This is a genomic window from Methanoplanus endosymbiosus, assembly GCF_024662215.1.
GTDB lineage: Archaea > Halobacteriota > Methanomicrobia > Methanomicrobiales > Methanomicrobiaceae > Methanoplanus > Methanoplanus endosymbiosus.
Window position 1 is genome coordinate 693270 of record NZ_CP096115.1, and the last position, 23830, is coordinate 717099.

At 41.3% G+C, this 23830-nt stretch carries 16 protein-coding genes; 5 read left to right on the forward strand and 11 right to left on the reverse strand.

The genetic code is table 11. The annotated features are described in order from the left end of the window. Window positions 1-11: 11 nt before the first annotated feature. A complete protein-coding gene (locus tag L6E24_RS02910; protein ID WP_257743225.1) occupies window positions 12-2105 on the reverse strand; it encodes a histidine kinase N-terminal 7TM domain-containing protein in 2094 nt (697 codons plus the stop codon). A 393-nt stretch (window positions 2106-2498) separates the two neighbouring features. Here L6E24_RS02910 and L6E24_RS02915 point away from each other — a divergent pair, with 393 nt between their 5' ends. Continuing rightward, a complete protein-coding gene (locus L6E24_RS02915; protein ID WP_257743226.1) occupies window positions 2499-3179 on the forward strand; it encodes a ferredoxin-like domain-containing protein in 681 nt (226 codons plus the stop codon). A 139-nt stretch (window positions 3180-3318) separates the two neighbouring features. Here the strand turns inward: L6E24_RS02915 and L6E24_RS02920 are convergent, their stop codons facing one another. From L6E24_RS02920 to L6E24_RS02940, 5 genes are all read right to left on the reverse strand, one after another. After that, the gene (locus L6E24_RS02920; RefSeq protein ID WP_257743227.1) at window positions 3319-4764 is read right to left on the reverse strand and encodes a PKD domain-containing protein; all 1446 of its coding nucleotides are present in this window, start codon (window positions 4762-4764) and stop codon (window positions 3319-3321) included. 168 nt (window positions 4765-4932) lie between these two features. Then, window positions 4933-8586, reverse strand: a complete 3654-nt coding sequence (locus L6E24_RS02925; protein WP_257743228.1) for a PKD domain-containing protein — start codon at window positions 8584-8586, stop codon at window positions 4933-4935. Between the two features lie 629 nt (window positions 8587-9215). Continuing rightward, window positions 9216-10604: a COG1361 S-layer family protein gene (locus L6E24_RS02930; protein WP_257743229.1), complete on the reverse strand. Its 1389-nt coding sequence runs from the start codon at window positions 10602-10604 to the stop codon at window positions 9216-9218. Window positions 10605-10620: 16 nt separating this feature from the next. Further along, window positions 10621-11907: a COG1361 S-layer family protein gene (locus tag L6E24_RS02935; RefSeq protein WP_257743230.1), complete on the reverse strand. Its 1287-nt coding sequence runs from the start codon at window positions 11905-11907 to the stop codon at window positions 10621-10623. Between the two features lie 142 nt (window positions 11908-12049). Next, complete coding sequence (locus L6E24_RS02940; RefSeq protein WP_257743231.1) at window positions 12050-13477, reverse strand: 4Fe-4S binding protein; 1428 nt, start codon at window positions 13475-13477, stop codon at window positions 12050-12052. A 319-nt stretch (window positions 13478-13796) separates the two neighbouring features. Between L6E24_RS02940 and L6E24_RS02945 the strand changes: the two genes are divergently transcribed. Continuing rightward, the gene (locus L6E24_RS02945) at window positions 13797-16040 is read left to right on the forward strand and encodes an efflux RND transporter permease subunit (protein ID WP_257743232.1); all 2244 of its coding nucleotides are present in this window, start codon (window positions 13797-13799) and stop codon (window positions 16038-16040) included. 70 nt (window positions 16041-16110) lie between these two features. Continuing rightward, window positions 16111-16827 carry a CatB-related O-acetyltransferase gene (locus tag L6E24_RS02950; protein ID WP_257743233.1) on the forward strand — a complete coding sequence of 239 codons (717 nt, stop codon included), beginning with the start codon at window positions 16111-16113 and terminating at the stop codon, window positions 16825-16827. Between the two features lie 233 nt (window positions 16828-17060). On the opposite strand, the gene L6E24_RS02955 is transcribed toward L6E24_RS02950, so the two are convergent. The 5 genes from L6E24_RS02955 to L6E24_RS02975 all read right to left on the reverse strand — a co-directional run bounded on the left by L6E24_RS02955 (window position 17061) and on the right by L6E24_RS02975 (window position 20852). Further along, window positions 17061-17345 (reverse strand): YciI family protein, encoded by a 285-nt coding sequence (locus L6E24_RS02955; protein WP_257743234.1) that lies wholly within the window; start codon window positions 17343-17345, stop codon window positions 17061-17063. A gap of 84 nt (window positions 17346-17429) precedes the next feature. Continuing rightward, window positions 17430-18119: a hypothetical protein gene (locus L6E24_RS02960; RefSeq protein WP_257743235.1), complete on the reverse strand. Its 690-nt coding sequence runs from the start codon at window positions 18117-18119 to the stop codon at window positions 17430-17432. Window positions 18120-18303: 184 nt separating this feature from the next. Further along, window positions 18304-18489 (reverse strand): hypothetical protein, encoded by a 186-nt coding sequence (locus L6E24_RS02965; RefSeq protein ID WP_257743236.1) that lies wholly within the window; start codon window positions 18487-18489, stop codon window positions 18304-18306. 122 nt (window positions 18490-18611) lie between these two features. Further along, window positions 18612-19937, reverse strand: coding sequence for a BaiN/RdsA family NAD(P)/FAD-dependent oxidoreductase (locus L6E24_RS02970; protein ID WP_257743237.1), 1326 nt, complete (start codon window positions 19935-19937; stop codon window positions 18612-18614). A 135-nt stretch (window positions 19938-20072) separates the two neighbouring features. Continuing rightward, window positions 20073-20852, reverse strand: a complete 780-nt coding sequence (locus tag L6E24_RS02975) for a TrmB family transcriptional regulator (RefSeq protein WP_257743238.1) — start codon at window positions 20850-20852, stop codon at window positions 20073-20075. A gap of 77 nt (window positions 20853-20929) precedes the next feature. Between L6E24_RS02975 and L6E24_RS02980 the strand changes: the two genes are divergently transcribed. Both L6E24_RS02980 and L6E24_RS02985 read left to right on the forward strand, forming a co-directional pair. Then, window positions 20930-21361, forward strand: a complete 432-nt coding sequence (locus tag L6E24_RS02980) for a hypothetical protein (RefSeq protein ID WP_257743239.1) — start codon at window positions 20930-20932, stop codon at window positions 21359-21361. Window positions 21362-21463: 102 nt separating this feature from the next. Then, window positions 21464-23803, forward strand: coding sequence for an efflux RND transporter permease subunit (locus L6E24_RS02985; protein WP_257743240.1), 2340 nt, complete (start codon window positions 21464-21466; stop codon window positions 23801-23803). Window positions 23804-23830: the final 27 nt, after the last annotated feature.

The window sequence follows — 23830 nt, forward strand, 5'->3', positions numbered from 1 at the left end:
CACGGGTCTTTTCAGTTATCAGCCTCTAAACGGTATGTTCCTTTTGGAACTATAATCTCAAACCTTGCCCCTTCACCCGGAATGCCTGTCTCCTTTATCTCAATGCCCGTAATTGAGAGAATCTCCCGCGATAAAAACATCCCAAGCCCCGTATTTCTGAAATATCTCCGGTTGAAAATATTCTCCTTCTCCTTCTCAGGAATTCCTATACCATCATCCTCAAGGATTAGAATCAGACAGTCATCCTCTGTTTTTAACGACAGGGAAATATAGGTCAGTTTCTCCCCATAATGAAGGGCATTTTCAACAAGATTGTAAAATACCTTCTCCAGAAGAGGATCGGCATATATTTCAATATTTCCGACATCCACAAGAATACTCACACCATTTGAATTAATATACTGAACGGACCTGGAAAATATAATTTTAACATTCTGCCATCTGGGAGACTGAATACCAATATCCTGATAATCTTCCGTAAATTTAATCTGCTGATGAATAATCTCTGCCGCATTAGATTCTTTATCAAGATATTTAATAAGCAGAGAGTCCGGATCAGCTGTATTGCTGAGATGTTCCCTGGATAAATCCTGATAACCCTTCAGTATTGTAAGCTGATTTAAGATGTCATGACGGGTTATTCCGGAGAGGAGGTTCAGTTTTTTATTAGCCTGATAGAGGGATTCTTCACTCTTCTTCCTCTCAGTTATATCATACAGAATACAGTGTGTCCGTACAAAATTCCCTTCAGGATCGCGCTGTATGCGCCCGGATATTATCACCGTAACCAACTGCCCGCCCTTATGGACAAGTTCAAGTTCTCTGTATATCAAATCCTCACCTGAAAATGCCCTGAAATAATCTCTGAAATGATGTCTGGTTCTCTCTGAAAAGAAACAGGCAAGGGATTTACCCAGTACCTCTTCTCTGTTATACCCCAAAATACTGCTCCATTCGGGATTTATCTCAATTATTTTACCGTCACTGTTCAGCGACTGATAAGCTACAGGTGACTGCAGAAAGAGATTCCTGAATCTTTCCTCACTCTTCCGTAATGTAGCCTCTGCATTTCTGCGTTCAGTTACATCCAGCAGTATAATTATTAATCCCTCATTATGTCCGTACCTGTCCTTTAACGGAGTTGTCTGAATATTGACTGTCTTTCTGAAGTCATCATACTGAAAAACGATCTCCTCTTCACTACTGACAGGAACATCCTTCAGAAGACCATTTATGTAGCCATCAAATTCCGGCCATTTTGAGCAGTATTCAGATAGAACCTTCCCGGAATCGTCCTGGACATTACATCTCAGAAACTTATCCGCGGAGTCATTTGCACCAATAACATAGCCGTAATTATCAACTATCAGCACACCTGAAGGAATTGCATTGAACACCAGGTCATATGCAACAGGGGTGAGAGAGAAGAGCCTGTACCGGAATAACGCCCAGAAAGTGATAACTGATACAGACAGAAAAGCGAGTGGTGAGATATCAATATGGTAGTAAGGCCCTAAAATAAAGATATAAGCAATATATGCAGCAAGTGTAATTATAGCCCCATAAATTATAATCGTCACCTGTTTCTTAATCAGGCCATGAGTTCCGGGCAGAAAATCAGAAAGAATCAAAATTCCGGATATAAATGCCAGTATAAAATATAAGGCACTGAGAAGATATACAAGCCCCGGACTGATTGAAAGCAGCAGCAGATCTCCATACCTTACAAAATTCACAGACTGATACAGCAGAGGTATGAGATAGCCGGAATTTACAGTGATCAGAGTCACAACCGGAATTGTGAAAAATAATACGTAAACCGGAAAATTGAGTACATCCCTGTGCCGTGTGTAAGTTAAGACAAATATCAGCCACAGCGGAGGTATGAATACAATCCCGAAGTATTCAATCCGGATCATCAGCAGTATCAGTTCCGGATCAGTAAGTGCCAGTTCAATTCCATATGTAATTGAGTAGTACGATACTGCCAGTAAAAGGAGTATAAAAGCATTGGAAGTTCTGGATGGTTTTTTCCCTAGAACAAAGGATATCAGGATAAAACCCAGAATTCCGGTGAACAGAAAAACAACTGATGCAAAATTCATAACATTATATATCTCCTGATTACTGATTTATTCTGAATTACTCCGCCAAATAATATAATGAATCTCACAAAACATTTATCGTACTTATAATCTGTGCAGGCATAAACTGTAAACAGGAAAAAGCTGTCTGCTCTCAGATTCCTGCAAAACTTCAGTTACAGAATAGGTCCACAGCTCATTATTCCGGATGACAATCTTAGAAGGCATATTCTTAATTTTTAAAAATATGCCATATTATTATAAATAACCATCGTGGGAGATCTCTGCCACACACCAATATTATGAATTATCCACTAACATCACACAGCCGGTCATCTTCCGGCTGGCATCAGATATATATATTATTGGAATGAATAGTGAATCAACCCCTTTGGTGAGGGAGGAGAAATGATCATGGCTGAAAAAATCAAAGGAGCAATAATCCAGAGAGATAGAGAGACCTACGCAATTGTCCCCAGAAGTCCGGCAGGGATAGTCACTCCTGAAAATCTTGAAGAGATCGCAAAGACTGTCAGAAAATATGGAATTCCGATCATAAAGATGACATCCGGACAGAGAATGGTGCTGGTGGGGATTAAGGAAGAAGATATTGACAATGTCAAAACAGACCTCGGTATGCCAATAGGAGAAGCTACCGCACCCTGCCTTCATTATGTACAGACCTGTCCGGGAACAGCAGTATGCAAGTACGGAAACCAGGACTCACTTTCACTTGGTCTTGAGATTGAAAAGCTGTATCAGAATCTCAATCTTCACGCAAAATTAAAATTCGGTGTATCCGGATGTCCAAGATGCTGTGGTGAGAGTTATGTCCGTGATATAGGGATATTTGGCTCAGGCAAGGGATGGACTGTAACATTCGGTGGCAATTCAGGCGGAAGGCCAAGAATCGGCGATGTAATTGCAAAGAATATTACAAAGGATGAGGTACTGGACCTGACAAAACGCCTGCTTGAATATTACAAAATGAATGGAAAACCCGGAGAGAGGACAGCACGCTTCATGGAGAGAATCGGATTTGATGCACTTAAGAGTGAACTGCTGACCACAATTCCATACATTGAGCTGGAGTAATCCAAAAAGACAGCAAAACCCAAAAATTTCTTTTTTAAGCAGAGATGATAAGATTGCAGACTGCAAAAAATATTTGTGGCCGGCTGTATAGCCCATATTTGCGGATGAGAATACAGCACACACCTGACATCAGGCATTATTATAATGCTGAAATCTGTCCAATGATGAAATAAGCGATCTTTGCGGCATCACCGACCTCAACAAGAGAATTGTCATTGAAATCTGCTGCCGGGTCAGGAGTTTCCTTATCTGCAACCATATATGCCACCTTTGAGACATCACCGATATCAACAACATTATTGCCGTTGAAATCACCCTTTACTCCGATTGTAATGTTTCCAGAATTGTAAATACCACTATAGCTTATCCCTTCAGCGTCCTTACATTCCGGATCTGTGATCATGATATGGGTTGTGTCACCCGGAACTCCGGATCCCCTTACAACAATTTCAAATAGAACTGCCGGATTTTCGGCTGTAAATCCAGAATCACTGTTAAATTCAAGCCCTGCACCATATTCCTCATACCAGACACTCATCTCAGTGTCCTCAAATGCAGAATTTAAAATACTGATGCCAGTGACATTAACAACCGCAGGATCATATGAGGCAGTCCCTGAAAGACTTTTAATTCCGGAACAATTGCTCAGATAAACCGGAATTATTGTATAGCCATTCAGGGGCACGGTAACATCCGGAAGAGTCAGCACTGCACCAATGGCAGATGATCGTACACTGATAAATTCATATTTTGTTATTATATCAGAACCGCCCGCATTTGTTGCAGTGAGAGTTACATCATACGCTCCGGGTGTGACATATGTATGCTCAGGATTTTCTTCAGTGGATGTATTGCCATCACCAAAGTCCCATAACCATTCCGAAGGACTGCCCGATGAGAGATCACTGAACTGAACTGTAAGATAATCTGTGCCGGTCACATTTCCGGCAGTGAAATCTGCAACAGGCACCGGAGGTGTACCTCCGACTGAGATCACCTGTGAGGAGATCACTTCACCGTCAACGAGAACGGTTATGACAGCATTACCTTCATCTATACCATTAAGGCCAAAAGTTATTGATGAATCATCAGCACCGTTTTTTTTGCCTTCAAGCTGAAGTGTAAGATTGACAACTGAAGTGCCTGCATCCAGCTCACCAAACAGTTTCAGAGAGTCAACAGTGCCTGAACCTAAACTGTCAAGTCCCTGAGAAAAATCCACAATATTATCATCACCAGCAATATATTCAAGTGACTTAACTGATCCGTCATTCTGTGCCCTAAGTCCGGCACTTACGACAGGTTCTGCCCGGACATATACGTCAGGATTTCCAAGTGAAAACGGAAGGAGAACACTGGTTGCCTCAAAGGCAAAACTCTCAGCACCTTCAACATTCATATCAGACTGCATTTTAAGTGCAAATGTGCTTTCGTCAGCAAGATCCTGAATGTCTATTGTGATCGTATCTCCTTCCTGGATGTAATCCGGACTGACTGTGACTGTAACAGCGGATGCCCCGGCACAGATAAATGCCAGAAAAAATATACATCCGGTAATGATGTAATTGCTATAATGGTAGTTCATAAATTGTCTCACAAAAACTGGTTTATCTCTTAATTTTTGCATTCAGCACTTAAATGTGTACTGAAATCCTCCCGTACAAAACAGATTAGACAGATATAGCAGGAATAACAGCAGAACGACCACACAATAATTTAAAAAAGAAATAATATTTCCTGGGAGAACTCAATCCTACAGTTCACTGACTTTACCAATGAAGAACCAGGCAATTTTGGCAGCGTCACCGACATCAATATTCTCATTATAATTGAAATCTGCCATAGGATCATATGGCAGAAGTCCGGCAGACATATAAGCAACCTTTGACACATCACCTATATCAACAACATCATTTCCGTTAAAATCACCTTTGACTCCTATTTCTATAAGTCCTGATTCAGTATTCATACTGTAAATGCCAAAAGAGTCATCGGTATATTCAGCCTTTACAAAGTCAAAACCCGAATTATCACCATTACTGCCAAGTGAAGTCAGAGTTATATTGAGTATCTCATACTGAGACGTTATTGTAACAGCATCCTTAAGGACAAGCACTGCCACAGCCTGCCCCTCAGTAATATTTTTAGTCAGGGATGCACCATCAAATGCAGAATTAAACTGGATATCCTCAGCTGAAAAGAGAGTTTCATCAAAGATAACTGTTATTCCAAAACCAGCTGCACAGTTTACATTCTTCACAAATACCGGAATATTGCCTGAGTTCCCTGCGGCAATCTTCGTCTCCGGCATTCTGACATAAGGCTCATCAGACGATCCATTTACGACTTTGATATAGTCCTTCTTTGCCAGAGTATCTTCACCTTCAGAATTACTCACTGTCAGACTCACGGTGTACAGCCCTTCCTTATCATAAACCTTAACAGGATTCTGATCTGCTGATGAATCACCATCCCCGAAATCCCATTCCCATGATGACGGACTTCCGGTTGACTGGTCTGTAAATGCCACAGATAAAGGCAGCCGCCCCACCGTAGCATTCACCGAAAATGCAGCCTTTGGAACATATGTAGGACCATCCATAGAAGTCAGCCAGAAATCAGCCGAACCATGATTTCCTGAAACATCAATGTCATTGGAAACAGTCATCCCTGCAATAACAAATGTTCCGTCCGGCTTTCGCAGCATTCCGGCATCTTTATCAGATTTTGACCCACCCATACAGCGCTGCCATACCAATTCTCCGTCTTTATCCACTTTCACAAACCAGATGTCACCGAAGTACCAGTCCGAATCATACTGCCGGTTGAAATATCGTACAGGAATATCTCCGTCATGGGACATTGTACGGCCCGCAACCAGGAACCCACCATCTCCCGCCTGTTCAACAGAAACACCATATTCTTCAAGACTGCCTCCGAGGCATTTCTGCCATATAATTCCGGAACTAAGTGATCCCTTAACAACCCAGATATCATATAAACCATGATTCCCGGAAACATCATTATCATCTGAACCTGTAACACCACAGACCACATATTCATTGTCCGGAAGAACTATAATTGAACGTGCATAATCATCATTTGTCCCTCCAAAGGATTTACTGTACGTAATTGCTCCAAGATTACTGATCCTGAATATCCAGAAATCTTTATCGCCATAATTTTCAGAAAGGTCATGGTCATCTGATTCCGAATATCCGGCAGCAAGATACTCAGCATCATTAATTTTCCTTATTCCTGAAATAGAATCCTCTTCAGTGCCACCATAACAGTTATTCCATTTAAGATAACCGTATTTATCCAGTTTTAATATCCACCCGTCATAATCATAACCATAAGCAGGAGTGAATATTTTACCTGTTACATCTCCGTCATCAGAAGCTGTTTTCCCTGCAATGAGATAACCATCATCATAAAATTCCAGAGCATCGTAACCAACATCGCTGTCTGTTCCACCATAACATCCACTCCAGTCAACAGAGCCGTATTTATTCATTTTGATAACAAGAAGATCAGATGTAAGATATGTCTCATGCTCATGATAGCCCGTAATATCGCCATCGTCCGAGTACGTATAACCAACAACCAGACATCCGCCATCTGAGGTTGGAATTACAGCTTCACCAGCATCCTCCCTGCTTCCGCCAAACGACTTCTGCCAGACAAGATCACCAATTACGTCTGTTTTAACAATCCATACGTCCTCTTCACCTTTATTAACTGTAACATCTCCATTTTCAGACATCGAATATCCGGTAAGGAAGTAACCCCCATCTGATGCCTCTTTCACATCTTTGCATACATCTGATTTGTTTCCCCCAAAGGTATTCTGCCAGTCAGGTACAGGGATGTCGCTGCCCCAGACACCGACATAATTCTCTTCAGAAGTAGTATTACTGCCATCAGTGTTTGTTGCTGTCAGAGTCACATTGTAGGTCCCGGCAGTTGTGTATGTATATACTGGGTTCTGCTCCTCAGAAGCTGAACCGTCACCAAAATTCCATAACCACGAATCCGGATTTCCGGTAGATTCATCTGTAAAATTTACTGTCAGAGGCACTTTTCCGACATTGAGCCCAGATGAAAACTGAGCACCCGGAATGACAGAATCACATTTAAACTCAACAGCCCATAGATCATACCAACCGCCATGATTACCGGAGACCTCTCCGTCGTTGGAGGCAGACTGGCCGCATAAAACATACGATTCATTGCCTGTATAAATGACAGACGGATAATATTCATAGTCAGTACCCCCAAAACACCTCTGCCATGAAATTTTACCATCATCATCTGTCCTGACAGCCCAGTAATCCGCACGTCCGTGGTTGCCTGAGACATCAATATTATTGGATTCTGTATAGCCGGAGATGATAAAACCACTCCCCGGATGTTTAATGATGTCATAGGCTTTATCTGATCCCGTACCTCCATAGCAGTTTTCTGAAACAAGTTCACCGGAACTGTCAATTTCAACAATCCAGAGATCATAATTACCATTATTACCAGAAACCTGCCCGTCTGTTGAAGAAGTTGTTCCGGCAACCATGTATGAATCACCTGTTCCCTTACATACAGACATGCCTTCATCAAGAGCACTTCCACCAAAACAGTTCTGCCAGATAAGATCACCATAACTGCCAATTGAGATTACCCAGTAGTCACCATTTCCGTGATTGCCTGATACATCACCATCATCTGAACCTGTTTCTCCGGCGATGACTGTCGAATATGAATCCGAATAGATATCGTAACCACAATCTCCATTACTGCCGCCATAGCATTTCTGCCAGTTTATATCTCCATATTCGCCAATACTAAAAGCACAGACATCATTTCCTCCATGATTTCCAGAGACATCTCCATCGTTGGACTCCGTTATTCCGGCAAATATATATCCGCCGTAGAAATGAGAAGCAATTGAATTGCCTTCATCGTTCTGGGTACCACCAATGCATTTCTGCCAGATAATATCTCCATAACTGTCAATCTTTACAACCCAGATATCCCTGCCGCCGTGATTGCCCGATACATCACTATCGTTTGAATATGTATAACCTATAAAAATGAAATTTCCATCATCTGACTGCATAATATCATTGCCAGAGTCAGATTCAGAGCCACCGTAACATTTTACCCATTCCTTCTCTCCGGAAGATGTCAGTTTGACAACAAAGACATCATATTTGCCATGATTATCCGATACATCACCATCATTGGAATTTGTGGAACCAATAATTATAATACCTCCGTCAGAAAGCTTCTCTACAGAGCCTATCCTATCTATACCTGAACCACCAATGCATTTCTGCCACGTTATGTTTGTCACTGCTTCGTCTATCCTGACGATATCCTCACCGGAAACCGGCAGAACAAAAAGAAACAAAATTACCAGGATTAAGAATACAGACTTAAACCCAAAACCAAAAAATCTCATACCTTAAGGTGAAGTTAGCCATATATATATCTATCGCCTGTGATATGCAAACAACAGTCTGAAAGGCACTGTCTGAAAAATCAGTGACGAATAATTATGATGACAATAATAATAAATATTATGCAAAAATTAGTTTTCCAGACGATCTAAGCTCAAATTGTCCGTTTAAGAGATCACATCACTGAAAAATACGACTGTGCCATCCGGAATAACTAATTTCAATAAATTATATAAAACTTATGCCAGCCGGATTTTTAAATTCCTGACAATCAGGGGTATTCCGGTGTTTTCAGGATTTTTTCGGAATACCACCTATTTTACAGCAGTCAGCAGTCAGCAGTCAGCAGTCATCAGTTATCAGTCATCAGTTATCAGTCATCAGTTATCAGTCATCAGTTATCAGTCATCAGTTATCAGTCATCAGTTATCAGTCATCAGTTATCAGTCATCAGTTATCAGTTATCAGTCATCAGTTATCAGTCATCAGTCATCAGTCATCAGTCATCAGTTATCAGTTATCAGTCATCAGTTATCAGTCATCAGTCATCAGTTATCAGTCATCAGTTATCAGTTATCAGTCATTTCTGATTCTTCTTCCTCAGTACAAAATAAATACCAAAGAGAATAACAGCCAGTATAAGAGCATCCACCACAGGATTTGTAATTAATTCTCCAATGCCGGATTTCTGTACCGCAATTAACTCCACCTTCAGTTCATCAGAGAGGCAGAGATTATCATATTCATCCCGGTATTTTATCTCGGAATTTAAGGCATAGGGCTTTAAAATTGCCTTTCCGTCAAGAGAAAGTTTATATTCGGCAGTGACCGTCTCTCCGGGTGAGATGTCACCAAGAATTACTGAATCGGTCACTGCTGTAAACGGACTTTTCGCAGTAATTCTTGAATTTGCACCATATGCAGTTGCATCTCCGGTATTTCTGTACTCAACACAGACACTTCCGGTATCTCCCGGAGAGAATGTAATTTCTTCAGATAAAACCTCAAATTTCGGCCCTTTGCCAACCGGAATCCCGATTACTGCCACCTCAGACTGTGCTGAATTACCAAATTCGTCAGTATATATTACAATAAACTCAGCCGGATATATGCCGCTCTCCACATCACCGGAAACAATCGCCTTAAACCTCGCACTGCCTGCATCTCCTGAAGCTATATCACCAAGATATACACTGCCTTCCTCAACTGTTACCGGAGCATAGGGAGACAGAATGATCTCTGCTTCGGCATCCTTTCCAAAGGCATAACCGGAATTGATAAAACCGACATTTATGTAACCCTCCTTTCCGGAATTCAGATTTTCCGTTGTGACATTCAGTTCCTCCGGAATAAATTTCCCCTTTATCTTCACCGGAATTTCAGTCTCCTGAATAGAATTTCTGAAATCGTACCTCAACTCCCCGGACTCATCAAAATAACTGGAAAAAACATACCTGGATTCAGTCATCAGGACCAGATTATAACTGCCTGCCTCCGCCCCATCATTAACATAAATGCTGTATGTAACAGTAAGGCTCTCACCCTGCCCGATATTGCCAACCATATAACTGTCACTCTTTACAATTACAGGTGCATCTCCGGACGTTAACGCTGCATCAGTGCCAAGTGCATCTGCCGGATCAATCTCCATCATTGGATAATCAAGGGCAAGAAGCTCCTCGGTATCAACAGCCATATTCTCAATCAGAACAGTCACAGAGTATGTATTTCCGGGGAAGAACTCATACGATCCTTCAATTGTCGCAGTAAGCTGTGGTTCACTCCAGATAAATTTCTCTCCCGCACCGGATACAGGCATAGCCAGCATGCAGATCACCAGAATGGCAGCAATAAGACAACCGGTCAGGGAAGGTCTCAGATTGCCTGAAAACCGAGTATGGGGCAGAATGGGTGTGACATTCTCTTTTCTCTTCCGGAATGATAAATTTATAATATCAAATATTATCATAATCTCTTCCAGTCAGTTATTTACCGTTCTTCTTTTTTGAATAGAACCATGCACCCACTCCGAGAAGGATGACAAGCACCAGAAATCCGGCAATTAACATCATACTGTCTGACTTCTTATCAACAGTCACTAAAACTTTAACAGTATCTGAGACATAATTATTGTTTTCAGCGTCATTATAGCGGACTTCAGAGTCAAGTGCATATTCCTTTGCAGTTGCATCGGCAGATACTTTTACCTTATAGACACCCTGCACCGAATCTCCGGGTTTTAAATCACCAAGATAGACATTTGAGTCATCGCTGGAGAAGGGATCAACCACGCTAATTCTCCCCTCTGCCTGATATGCAGTGGAATCGCCGGTATTTTTGTATGTGACATATATTAATGCATCTTCACCGGAACTGACCACAGTCGGATCTCCGGTTGACTTAAACCGGATCTTTCCTTTAAATCCAATTCCGACAGATACAGGGGCGGTCTTCTCTATCTGGTCCTCATAATTATTATATGTTGCATAGACCTGCATCGGATAGACCTGAGTCGGGTCAGCATCCTTTGAGACTGAGACTTTAAACCTGACACTGACTGAATCTCCGGAGTTCATATCACCGACATATACACTGTCCTCCACCGGAGTAACAGGGCTTTTTCCTACCGGCTGAATGAATACCGCGGTCTCTGTACCATCATCAGAGCCGTCATTTTTAATCTCCATTGTGACGTAACCCTCACCTCCGGCATAAAGCTCCTCAGAACGTACACTCTTAATGCTGAGGTGAAGTGACGGTTTGATGACTATCCTCACCGGAATTTCCTCAGATACTTTTTTGAAGGTATATGATATCTCATCCGTTCCTGACTGATCAGCATTGTACATATAATCATAATCGACCTTCAGGAGAAGCTCATAATCTCCTTCCTTTGCATCCTGCGGAATATTGATCTCAAATTCTGCCGGTTTGTAATAGCCGGAAGGAATATCCCCTAATATCTGCGGATCAGATTTTACAGTCAGAGGAGAATTCCCGGAGATTAAAGTTGCCTTAACAGCTTTTGCTGTTGTCGGGCTGTAATCCGGAGTAATGTCCGTTGCCTTGACAAATTTCATATCTATAAGGCCGCGGTTCTCAACGAGAATTACAATGCTCCCATCAAGTCCCGGAGCCAGCTCATTTGTCCCCTGGACTGCCGCAGACAGTTCAGGCCCGTTGGAATAGAATTTATCACCGGCTGATACAGGGATTATAACTGCTGCAAATACAAGAAATACAACAAAGAGATATAAAGATATTTTTTTCATTGTTATCACTGGTTATTCAGGATATGCGTTCAGATAATATAAGTGCTATTGGATTGTTCTTTCTATTCAGTCTGAAAACGGGATATTGAATTTTATCTTTTGCTTTTGATTTTTAAATATATCTCCCTATGATTTTTCCGGGTTACTGTTCCCGTAACTCTTCCCGTAACTCTTCCCGTAACTCTTCACGTAACTCTTCCCGGACTGGGGAAACGGCTGATTTTTCCGGAGCACTTAAGGTTTTGGAGAGGCCGTATTCCAGTGCACCATCAACCGGGCAGACATCAAGACACCTGCCGCAGAGATAACATTCATCCTTTGCAGCATCCCTTCCTGCCACACCGGCAGGACAGATTCTTTCACATTTCCCGCAGTTAATGCAGGAGTCAGTCCTTTGGATTTTATTCCTGCTGAATATGCCAAACAATGAAAATATCAGACCATAAGGGCATACAAACCTGCAAAATGGCCTGTATATAAACAGGGAAATTATCAGAAAAGCTGAAAATATGTAAAATCCAACTGAAGAAAAGATAAGCCCGAAGAAATATGAAGTGCCGGTATATTCAGATATGCCCAGTGATAAAATACCTCCGGCAATGAACACAATAAAAACAAATAACCGGACAACCTTTGGGAAATTATTATTCCGGATATTAATCTTATTAACCGGAATTTTGGATAACAACTCCTGCAATGCCCCTACAGGGCAGATGTGCCCGCAAAATACCCTGCCTGATATAAGAACAGTTGCAGAAATAAATACCAGCGATATAAAACCAAGTGTAACTATATTAACCGAGAGGAGATTTTTCACCTGTGATGAAAATCCGTCAGGTGCAAGCGGGGCAACAAATAAAAAGCCGACAAGCACTGTAAGCATTAAAAACGGAATGCTGACATTACGGGACATTTTCTCTTTTTTATGAAGATATGAAGCAATAACGGTTCCAACAGCAAGATATACCATCCCAAAATAGAGATCAATAATATCAGCTGTCTTTTCAGGAATACCTGCAATTTCGGGGTGGTTTAATAAAAGATATAATACTGCAAAAGGTGGCAGAATATATCCAATTCTAAGAAGAATAAGCTTATTCTCAGTTACGTCCTTATTGTTCATCTTCAGATATATCAGATAAAATATTGCAGACATTGCAATTGCAATAAGAATAAATGACGCAATGTCAGCCGGATTTATCCCCGAAATTGTATCATTCACCCCGGAAACAGAATCTACAGTATCTCCGCCACCCCTTATTCTCATTCTTCCGCCATCTGAAAGACTTTCACTGACAGAAGTGCCGTTGCTGACATTATTGACCGTGCCGGGTACATCAGAATCAGCAGTGCCGGCTAATGATGATGCCTGCGATTCAGCTTCAATATCGGCAGATGTATAATCACAGAGGGAATTGCCGTCTGCATCAATATATAATGAACATCTCCCGGGAAACGGGCATTCACTCCTTCCTCTTGGACATACAGCAGCACATGCCGGTTGTGTAGCTAAGGCAGTGACTCCAAATCCACCAGAGATTATCTTTCTGAGATTTTTTCTGATATCCATAACCAAATATCCAACAACCTTTAAGATATAAAATTATTCTGAGACATTAAATATTTTCTACTCACTGCACACTTCAGGACAACGATAAAATAACACCTCAGCCATTTTTCCGGATAAAATAAGAAATTATATCTGCCATTGTGATAAAAACCTCCGGTATATACCAATATAAATGAGAAATGATGCAGTATCAGGATTTTTGTTATCAGCCGGTTTTTTAAAGTATGATTGTATGGAATAACTAAGCATTTCAGAATTTCTGAAAGATATAAATATAAGATAATGGCGAAAATCCGGATTGGAAAAAGGAGATCAATTAATGTCAGGGTTAAATAAAGCATACCGGAAGACCGGAGAGATAATAAACAGGCATCCAAAGGCAATACTTCTGGTAATGATTGTTCTTTTTGTCTGTGCAGGGTATTTCACTACATTCATACAGTCACAGAATATGTCAGACCAGTACCTTGACAAATCAACTCCAAAAGGGATAATCTATGACCAGTACAATGACAATTTTGTATCTGACACCTACATCCTGTTAATCCAGACTGCAAATCCTGCTGATTACGAGCTGTTAAAAGATCTGCTGATAATGGAGGAGCAGATAAACAGGCTTGATTATATCCAGTCATCCACATCAATTGGAGATATTGTTTCAGAGATGAACGGCGGGGTTCTGCCGGATAATAACGAAGAGATAAACGAGCTGATCTCACTTCTGCCGGAGAAAAATTCCGGGATGTTTATACCTGACAGTGAAACCGCCATTGCATATATAAAGGTTGAACAGGGCATCTCAACCGATATTTCAGCCACAATTCTCCCCAGTGTGCAGGCAATTGTTGATACCGCCGTTCTGCCGCCCGGAGTTTATATTGAGGTTACAGGCGGCACACCGTATAATGTAGAGATGCAGACAGCAATGGTTGAGAATGGTGTTGTACTTGTCCTTGGTGCATTTGTCCTGATGTTTATAGTTCTTGGACTTCTCTTCTCAAATATGAGGCACTGGTATCTGCCGATCGTTCTCCTGCTGGTAAGTCTGATCTATACCTTCGGATTTATGGGTGCATTTAATGTCCCTTTTAACAATGGCGCTGTGGCAGCACTGCCGATTCTTCTTGGCCTTGGGATAGATTATGCAGTGCAGTTCCATGCCAGATTTGACGAGGAGAGAAGAAAAGACCAGTCAATACACGATTCAGTGCTTGAGACGGTATCAAACACAGGCCCGGCAGTCCTTCTTGCAATGCTTGCAACGACAATGGGCTTTATTGCAATGATCCTAACCCCGATTCCAATGATTCAGAGTTTTGGAATTGTGGCTATAATCGGGGTTGCATGCAGTTATCTGACAGCACTCTTCGGATTTCCGGCAATTGCGTCAGTTATGTCATACGAACCGAAAAATGACAGCAGCGGCCCTGCACACAAAATCATGTCATCATATGACCTTATCCTTGGCAGGTTGTCCAAAAAGATCGTCAGGGTGTCAGTGCCGATATTAATAATTGCAGTCTCAGTTGCATACATCGGTCTGGTCACAGATTCAACGATTGCAATAGATACAAGCACCAAAGACATGGCCCCGCCTGACCTTCCTGCACAGTTGTCCCTTGATAAAGTGCAGGATGTCGCAGGATCTGTAACTGCTTTTCCTTATTACATAAAAGGGGATGAACTTACAAATATTGAAGTTATAGAATGGATTGACAGGTTTGGAACTTTTGCTGAGAATAATCATGAGGAGATAACCGGAGTTGACAGTATTGCCACAGTCATCCGGAAATACAACAACAATGAAATACCCGATGATCAGGGAACTCTGAATACAGTGCTAAAAAATATTCCGGATGACGAGAAGAGCACCTATCTTCAGGAACCGGATGAGGCAGTGGTATCATTCTCAACAGTGAGCCTCTCAATGGATGAGGAGAACGAACTTAAAAGAGCGGTTACAGCCGATATAACCTGGCTTAACCCTCCGGCAGGAATAGAACTCTTCCCCACAGGTGATTTCGATCTCTATACTGCCCTTATATCCCAGATTGCAGAGAGCAAAGATCAGATGACAATTACAGGTTTCATCCTGATATTCTTCTTCCTGCTCTTTGCATACAGAAAACTGGTAGCAGCAACCCCGATAATTCCAATCATCTGTATTGTAGGCTGGAATACTGTTGCAATGCTCATTCTCGGCATGGAATACAATCCGATCAGTGCCTGCCTTGGCTCAATGACAATAGGTGTTGCATCTGAATATACTATTCTTGTCATGGAGAGGTATATTGAGGAGTATGAGAAGTCCGGAAATAAGACTGAGGCCATTGTAACTGCGGTTAAGAAGATAGGCTCTGCAATAACTGTATCAGGACTTGTGACTGCAAGCGGTTTTTCAGCCCTTATGCTCTCAGCATTCCCAATCATCGGCACTTTTGGTCTTTCAACCGTTATTGCGGTCGGGTTCTCACTTATCGGTGCGATATTCATAATGCCTGCCATTCTCACATTCTATGCCGGCGCTGAGGACAGGATGAAAAAAGACAGTACATTATTATAATTATATTATTTTTTCAGTCATCCGGGCCGGTTACAAAAAATATTAATCATTTCAGTTCAATTATTCCTGTATGTTTGATCCTGACGATGAGAGATTCAATTTTACCGGAAATCCACTGGAAGACGGCTGTATCGGGCAGTATGCAGTATATCACGATGGAAAAAAACTCAATTCTGAACTGATGAAGACATTTCCGGGTGCGATAATCTTTGAGGGATCAGTAGTTTTTCCGGACTGCAAACTCGGTGATAATGTGGTTATTCATCCTGGTGTCGGGATTTCATCATCTGTAATCGGGGACTATACATATACATGGTCGGGCATGCACAATACTACGGTTGGGAAGTTCTGTTCAATTGCCCTGCATAACAGAATTGGTTATGGATTTCATCCGTCCGGAACTTTTGTTGCAACCCATCCGGCATTTTATTCAAAATGGAATCCGGGAGTTTTAGCATCTTTTACAGACGAAACAACATTCCAGGAGAGCCTGCCGATAACAATTGGAAATGATGTCTGGATCGGTACCGGATGCACCATACTTGACGGAAAAACAATCGGTGACGGAGCAATTATAGGTGCGGGTGCGGTTGTGACAAAGGACGTTCCGGATTACGCAATAGTTGCAGGGACACCGGCAAAGGTTATAAAATACCGTTTTAATGAGGATCAGATCTCACTTCTGAAGGAATTTAAGTGGTGGAATAAGGATATTGAATGGATAAAGGAGAATGCCGGATTATTCAGGGACATAGAGAAGTTCTGTACGTATATTCAGGAGGAGTAAGGAAAATAACTGACAGAAGAAACGAAGAAAATAACTGACAGAAGAAATGAAGAAAATAACTGACGGAATAAACGAAGAGAAGAGACACGTTAAGGAATGAGAATACAGAGAACTCCGGATTTCCAAAAATCCGGCAACAGAATAGATACAGTCACTAAAAATTGATTCGGTACTGCCACAAAACCCGGTTATATCATTTTTACTGCCGGAAAAATACAGTTTTTTATTATTATTCAGAGAACCCATTCAAGTTCTTCACATGACATTGTCGGTTCAAATTCAATGAATTCATAATCAGCAATGTTGTTAATCTTAAAGGGATCTCTTTCAATTATTTCTTCAAGTTCATCCCTGCTGCACACATTTGCAAATATGATACCGCCGGTGCGGGGGATTTGTCTTCCGGAAATTATGAAATTTCCGTTATCATATTGTTCCGCCAGATAATCCCTGTGTGCCGGAAGATAACTGTCAATCTCCTCCAGTCCTTTGATGTATTTCAGTAATACTACAAACATAATGTTTATCAAATCAATATTCTGCATCAGAATTAATAAGTGATGTGGTGGGAATGCCTCCCGGAATTTTGTTAAAGAAATTTCTCAGCATTCATCATCAGCAAGTCCGCCCATGTATCCACAAACTCCTGATCGTGGGGAGTTTGCAACCAAAAGCCAGGCATCATCACCGCATTTATGCTTTGCATGGCATTCATCACAGTAAAATATGTCATCCGGATCTTCATAAAGGCGGAATATATAGGTTGCCGACCTTCCGCATTTTGAACAGAAAATCTCCGGTTTTTTATTTCTGGCAACGATCTCTGTTTTTCTGTCTTCTTTTGTCCGGTACGGAAGCTCACATATAACCTTAAATTCCAGAGTAGTCGGGCTTCCATTGTCATATACATACTTTCCAGTAAGATTCTCTGAAAAGAAATCCCCAACCACAACATCGGCCATATCAAGCCCTTCGCTGTAATAGGAATCTTCAGGCGGATCAGATTCATATTCCTTTCCGACTATGTAAAACGACGAGAGATGGCCACAGCATTCAAGCCAGACATCCCTTAACTTCTGATCAATATCTTTAAGGGTTGCATATTTATCCACGAGCAGATATAGCCAGAATTCAGGCTCTTTAAATCCGGTGAAAAATACAAGCCATGAAGCAGGTTCGGATTCTTCCCTGCGATCTTTTTTCAGCGAAAGAATTATCTCATTCTCTACCTTTCTTTTTGTTGTATCTAATCCTGAAATCAGGCATCTGCCAGGATAAGTTCTCCGCACCATAAAACATATTGGACATATTAAGGAATTAAATGTGTCCAACGATATTATATGAGTCAGAATTATAATAACAGAGCATATAGACAGATAATGCTGTACAAATCACAGAACAGATATAAATTTTAATAAAGGGACAATATTAGATTCGGATAACAAAAGTAAAAAAAAGAATAGGCCAAAAACAGGTTTACTCGTATGCCACGAGTTTAACACCGATTTCTGACTCGACATTCTGAATTGTCTTTAAAGCCTCTGCGGAGAGATCTGCTACCTTTGGTTCTTTCTCTACAGCCAGAAGAACAACATTCATCTTGTCTTCACATTCTTTAAGTTTTGAAATATCCTTCTCTTCAAGTTTCGCATACCCTGTCATTTATCTCACCAGATTACAATCATCGTTAAGACATATAATTATATCTGCCATTAAATCAAACTGTTTTGATATATATCAAACCACAATGTATCAGCCTGGATTTGAGCATCACTCAGTTTTTATCAGCCAATTTTTTTGGAACTGACAGCCCTCGCAGCAGCAAAAGCCGTTGAAAATGCAGCCTGAAGATTATAACCGCCGGTATCCCCGTCAATGTCAAGCACTTCACCGATAAAATACAGTCCGGAGATTATCTTTGATTCCATCGTCTTACGGTTGATCTCCTTTAGATCAACGCCGCCCTTTGTCACCATCGCCTCATTTAAGCCTGAGAGAGAATCCACCCTGACTTCATAACCCAGAAGTCCGGATATAATTCTGTTTCTCATCTTCTTATTCAGGTGGGCACAGGTAAGATCTTCGGAAATTTCTGAAATATCAAGATATTTTCTTACAAATCTGTCAGGAAGGCCAAATTCAGAAAGAACCTTTCTGATCATTTTTGTACTGTTACCTTCAATTTCAGCAGTTATCTCCTGCCTGAAAATTTCAGGGTTTTTTCCGGATATGAAGGATATCCTAAGATGATCTCCGGGGACAATATGCCTTGATAAATGAAGAACGCAAGGCCCTGAAAATCCCTTATGGGTAATCAGCAGATCTCCGGACTGCTCTGAAATCTTATTATTATCCCTGAATAAAGAGACTTTAACATCCTCAAAGGAAATCCCGGACAATTCAGATAGCTCAGAATTCCGGGTATAAACAGCAGCAAGTGCAGGTGACGGACTGATAACAGTATGACCAAACCCTTTGGCAAACCTGTACCCGTCACCCGCTGAACCTGTTGCCGGATAGGTCATCCCTCCGGTTGCGACAACCAGATTTCTGCACTCATATCTGTTATTCTCCGTATGAATGACAAATGTCCGGTCTGAACAACCTTCCTCTGAGATATTTTCACCTGACAAACCCGGATCTCCGGGCAGTTTATTGTTCAGATATTCAGTTCTGATCACAGTGTCATCAGTGTTTATCCGGACTCCTCCCTTTTCACATTCACGTATTAACAGATCAAGGACATCTGCGGCTTTTTTCGATTCCGGAAAGATCTTGCCGTTTTTATCTGTCACCAGTGGCAGCCCTCTGTTCTGAAAATAACTGATTAGGTCAGTATTTGAAAAGGAAGAAAACGATGGTTTTAAAAAATTACCATTGCCGCCATAATGGGCCGGAAATTTTTTGATCTCCTCTGTATTGGTGATATTGCACTGCCCTGTGCCGGTAATTAAGAGTTTTCTCCCGCAGAGTTTTTTCTTCTCTAAAATGAGAATTTTTTTTCCGGAATTTTCGTCTATATCTTTTTCACCGTTTATTTTAGCAGCACAGAAAAGCCCGGCAGGTCCTCCGCCGATGATTATTGTATCAAATATAAAATTATTATTCATTGCAAAAGTTCTCCGGATTTTGGTTCATATTTTAATTTTATCATGGATGTAAATATTATCAAAAGTATTGTCAATGACAAGTCTGTTGCAGGGAGATTGATATTTACATATATTCATCAGAATACGGGACGGTATTCAGGTTACATCATCCTCTAAGAATTTAATATTAACTTTAAGCATATAAACCAGTGCAGGCATCATAATCACAGTGCCAAATACCTCATCCTCAGTGGAATATATCGCAAAAGCAGTTGACTCATCAATGATCATAACCAGCTTATCCTTCATTGCCTGTCCTGAAAATCCCGGCCGCCTGTCCCCAATCTCCTCTAATTTTAAATCAAACTCACGGGTAAATTTTCGCCAGCTCTCCGAATATTCCGATACCCTTAATCCGGTCCCTTCAAAATCTGATTTATTATCTGCATAGATCTCAATATTAAGCCTTTTCTTTGCTTTTACAACATCTTTCTGTGCCCATCTGAAAGTATTAAAATCTTCAACAATGAATATAATCTCTTTATTGGCATTCAAAATTAAGGATTTAAGCCGGTTCTTTATCGACCATTCACTGCGTATGGTCCAGAAAGGAGAGATGGGCTTTGTATCAAAATGAAGATCACCAAGATATTTTATTGAATCATCAATATCTTTATTTATTCCCATACGGAATGAGTTTAAAATCATTGATGGATCAGATGATGAATAAAATGCAGGATTTCCTTCCTGAACATCAATAAAACCTTTATCAGCAAGAGACTTTAACACAGAATATATTCTGCCAAGGGGAACTCCGCTGTTTTCATGTATCTCCCTTGCAGAAGATATGCCAAGGCCGACAATAGAAACATAGGCTTTTGATTCATACTCAGTCAGTCCAAGCGTTTTCAGGGTTTCAATAACCTTATTTTTCATTTACAACTCTATGAGTTGTACCTCATTAATATTAGATTCTTTCCAGATATTATTGTGCAGGCTATGAGGCAGTATAAATGATCAGGAATACAGTCCGGCACACCGGAACAAATAAAGAATTATCCGGCCTGGAAACGTATCATATATGGAATGAAACCGGATTTTTTCCGTCTGTTTATTATATATCCTTAATAGAGATGCTCCATCAGGCAGATTCATCGGCATATATCATTCCTGATGACCTGATTCTTCATGCAATTCAAAACCTTGAGAATGAAACCATCTCAGGCTGCGGGTCATATAAATTATACTCACGGGAAAAGATGATAAACTTTGCCGGAATATGCGGTATTTATAATAACAATTCAGATATATCTGATGATAATTACCTGATGGCAAAAATTACAGAGTCACTGATAAGTGACTATCTAAGCCTTAAAAAACAATTTAAAAAAGTCATTCATGAACCTGCGGGTTCACAGATGGTGGATGAAACAAATGTTTCATAGGAGAGAGATCAGGAGATCTTAAACAGATTATTCCAAAAAAAAAAGGATAATCTGCCATTCTGATATATAACCGGCAAATTTTAAGAAGAGGGAGGATTTTTTTTGAAATCACCATTTGAATACATAGCCAATTTGATAAATAAACACCCGTATGTCGTTGCCGGAATTGTGATAGGAGTTCTCCTCTTTGCAATGTATGGTGCCACCCTGACAACAATGGAGACAGGGACTGAGACATATCTGGACACTGAAAAACCTGTCGGATCCCTGCTTATACACTATGAAAACGAGTTCGGATCAGATACGATAATTCTGATAATTGAAGGAGATGATGTAACCAGCCCGCAGGTTGTCGGATATATTGATGATCTGGAAACAGACATAGAAGACGAGCAGTATATCGACAGTGTCACCGGACTTCCCGACCTTTTAAGGCTTGGGAACAATGGAGAACTTCCGGATTCCATAGGTGAGACCAGAGAGGTAATAGATGCGTTACCTGAGGATTATGTAAGCGCCATTCTCCCGTCAGATATGATGACACTTGTCAGCATCCCTCTTGAGGCAGGATCACCCGAAGAAGCCTCGGAAGCCCTTGTTAAAACCGTTAATACCCTGATTAAGTTCTCCGAGCCTCCCGCAGGAATTACTGTAACAGTCTCCGGCAGTCCATCCTTTACTGTCGAGATGAAGGAAGATATGCAGAAGAATATGGGAACCCTCATAGGACTTGCAATGCTGCTGATGATTGTTGCAATGGCTCTTCTGTTTGGCCATGTCAGGTACAGGATGCTCCCTGTATTTGTGGTATTCTGCGGAATAATTCTTACATTCGGATTCATGGGCCTTGCAGGAATCGGCCTCAGCTCAATAGTAGTAGCTGCGTTTCCGGTGCTGATAGGAATAGGAATTGATTACGCCATTCAGTTCCATTCGAGATTTGACGAGGAGATACGGCGTGTGCCGATAAAAGAGGCGGTATTTACAACGATTACAAGTTCAGGCCCGGCCATTCTCCTTGCAATGGTTGCAACTGCCCTTGGATTTATTGCACTCTCAGCACTTGCTCCGGCACCAATGGTTGCTGACTTTGGGACAATCTGTATCATCGGGATTGTATGCTGTTACCTCTGTGCAATGATAATTGTCCCGCTCTTCGCCCTTATAATGAATTATACTCCTAAGGAGAGTGGGAACAGACTTGACGAAGCAGAAAGCTGCCAGTTTGACTGGAAAGGCTGCGACCACAATCCTGTCAATTCGCATGCCGTTTCCAAAGGCTCCATGATGGAGAGGTATGACAAATTCCTGGGCAAAGTGGCAGTTAAGATTGCCAAAAACCCGGTACCAATTATAGTAGTGCTGCTTATGTTTGCAGTGATCGGCTTTCAGCTTGACGGAAATGTCATCATTGATACCGATGAAGATTCAATGGTTCCACAGGGTATGCCTGCCAAAGTATCAATGGACAAACTTGGAAGTGTCATAGGATCAACGAGCACCATTACCACATTTATAAAGGCGGATTCTGTAAAGGATATTGACACTATAAAATGGATTGACGGATTCAGTGATTATGCCCTTGAGAAGCAGAGCGATCTGACAGGTGCAACAAGCATTGCAACATATCTGAGAGCGTACAATGACGGAGAACTTCCGACTGACAAACAGACCTTAAATGAAGTATGGGACAAAATTCCGGAGAGCTACATTGAGAATTATATCAATGGCAATACAGAAGCTGTAATCCAGTTCAGTATGGAGGACATCTCAATTCCGGCAACACAGTCGCTGATTGAGGATATGCAGAAAGATCTCGACTGGTACACGATGCATCCCGGAATGAGTGCGGAATATACCGGACAGATGGTGATGTTTACTGACCTTATCAATGGAATAAAAGATACCAAAAATCCGATGACATATCTCGGATTTGTACTGATTCTGATATTCCTGCTGCTTGTGTACCGGAATTTTTCAGCAATATCACCTCTTGTTCCTATTGTCATGATTGTCGGATGGAATGGCCTGATTATGTATTCATTCGGCCTTAACTACTCGCTGCTGACAGCAACGCTTGGTGCGATGACAATCGGAATTGCATCCGAATATACCATTCTTATAATGGAGCGTTATCAGGAGGAGAAGGCAAAAGGTGAGGATATGCTCACTGCTATTCAGACCTCAATACAGAAGATAGGAACTGCCGTATCGGTCTCCGGGCTGACAACAGCCTTTGGTTTTTCAGCCCTTCTGCTCTCCACATCACCGATAATTCAGAATTTCGGAACTGTCACAGTGCTGACAGTAGGATTTTCACTGATAGGTGGTATTGTGGTTATGCCGGCAGTAATTTCACTATTTGAAAGATTTGCCGGAGATGTCCATAATCCGGATGAAAATAAGAGCCAGAGTCAAAAAAAGTCTGATTTTCTGGACTGAAAAATGAAAATAGCAGCCACGAAGATT

Excerpts from the sequence above, each read along its gene's own strand:
- L6E24_RS02980 (WP_257743239.1), top strand. The coding sequence starts at position 20,930 with ATGATCAGGAATACAGTCCGGCACACCGGAACAAATAAAGAATTATCC.
- L6E24_RS02955 (WP_257743234.1), bottom strand. The coding sequence starts at position 17,345 with ATGTTTGTAGTATTACTGAAATACATCAAAGGACTGGAGGAGATTGAC.
- L6E24_RS02935 (WP_257743230.1), bottom strand. The coding sequence starts at position 11,907 with ATGAAAAAAATATCTTTATATCTCTTTGTTGTATTTCTTGTATTTGCA.
- L6E24_RS02920 (WP_257743227.1), bottom strand. The coding sequence starts at position 4,764 with ATGAACTACCATTATAGCAATTACATCATTACCGGATGTATATTTTTT.
- L6E24_RS02960 (WP_257743235.1), bottom strand. The coding sequence starts at position 18,119 with ATGGTGCGGAGAACTTATCCTGGCAGATGCCTGATTTCAGGATTAGAT.
- L6E24_RS02915 (WP_257743226.1), top strand. The coding sequence starts at position 2,499 with ATGGCTGAAAAAATCAAAGGAGCAATAATCCAGAGAGATAGAGAGACC.
- L6E24_RS02975 (WP_257743238.1), bottom strand. The coding sequence starts at position 20,852 with ATGAAAAATAAGGTTATTGAAACCCTGAAAACGCTTGGACTGACTGAG.
- L6E24_RS02945 (WP_257743232.1), top strand. The coding sequence starts at position 13,797 with ATGTCAGGGTTAAATAAAGCATACCGGAAGACCGGAGAGATAATAAAC.
- L6E24_RS02940 (WP_257743231.1), bottom strand. The coding sequence starts at position 13,477 with ATGGATATCAGAAAAAATCTCAGAAAGATAATCTCTGGTGGATTTGGA.
- L6E24_RS02970 (WP_257743237.1), bottom strand. The coding sequence starts at position 19,937 with ATGAATAATAATTTTATATTTGATACAATAATCATCGGCGGAGGACCT.
- L6E24_RS02930 (WP_257743229.1), bottom strand. The coding sequence starts at position 10,604 with ATGATAATATTTGATATTATAAATTTATCATTCCGGAAGAGAAAAGAG.
- L6E24_RS02965 (WP_257743236.1), bottom strand. The coding sequence starts at position 18,489 with ATGACAGGGTATGCGAAACTTGAAGAGAAGGATATTTCAAAACTTAAA.
- L6E24_RS02950 (WP_257743233.1), top strand. The coding sequence starts at position 16,111 with ATGTTTGATCCTGACGATGAGAGATTCAATTTTACCGGAAATCCACTG.
- L6E24_RS02910 (WP_257743225.1), bottom strand. The coding sequence starts at position 2,105 with ATGAATTTTGCATCAGTTGTTTTTCTGTTCACCGGAATTCTGGGTTTT.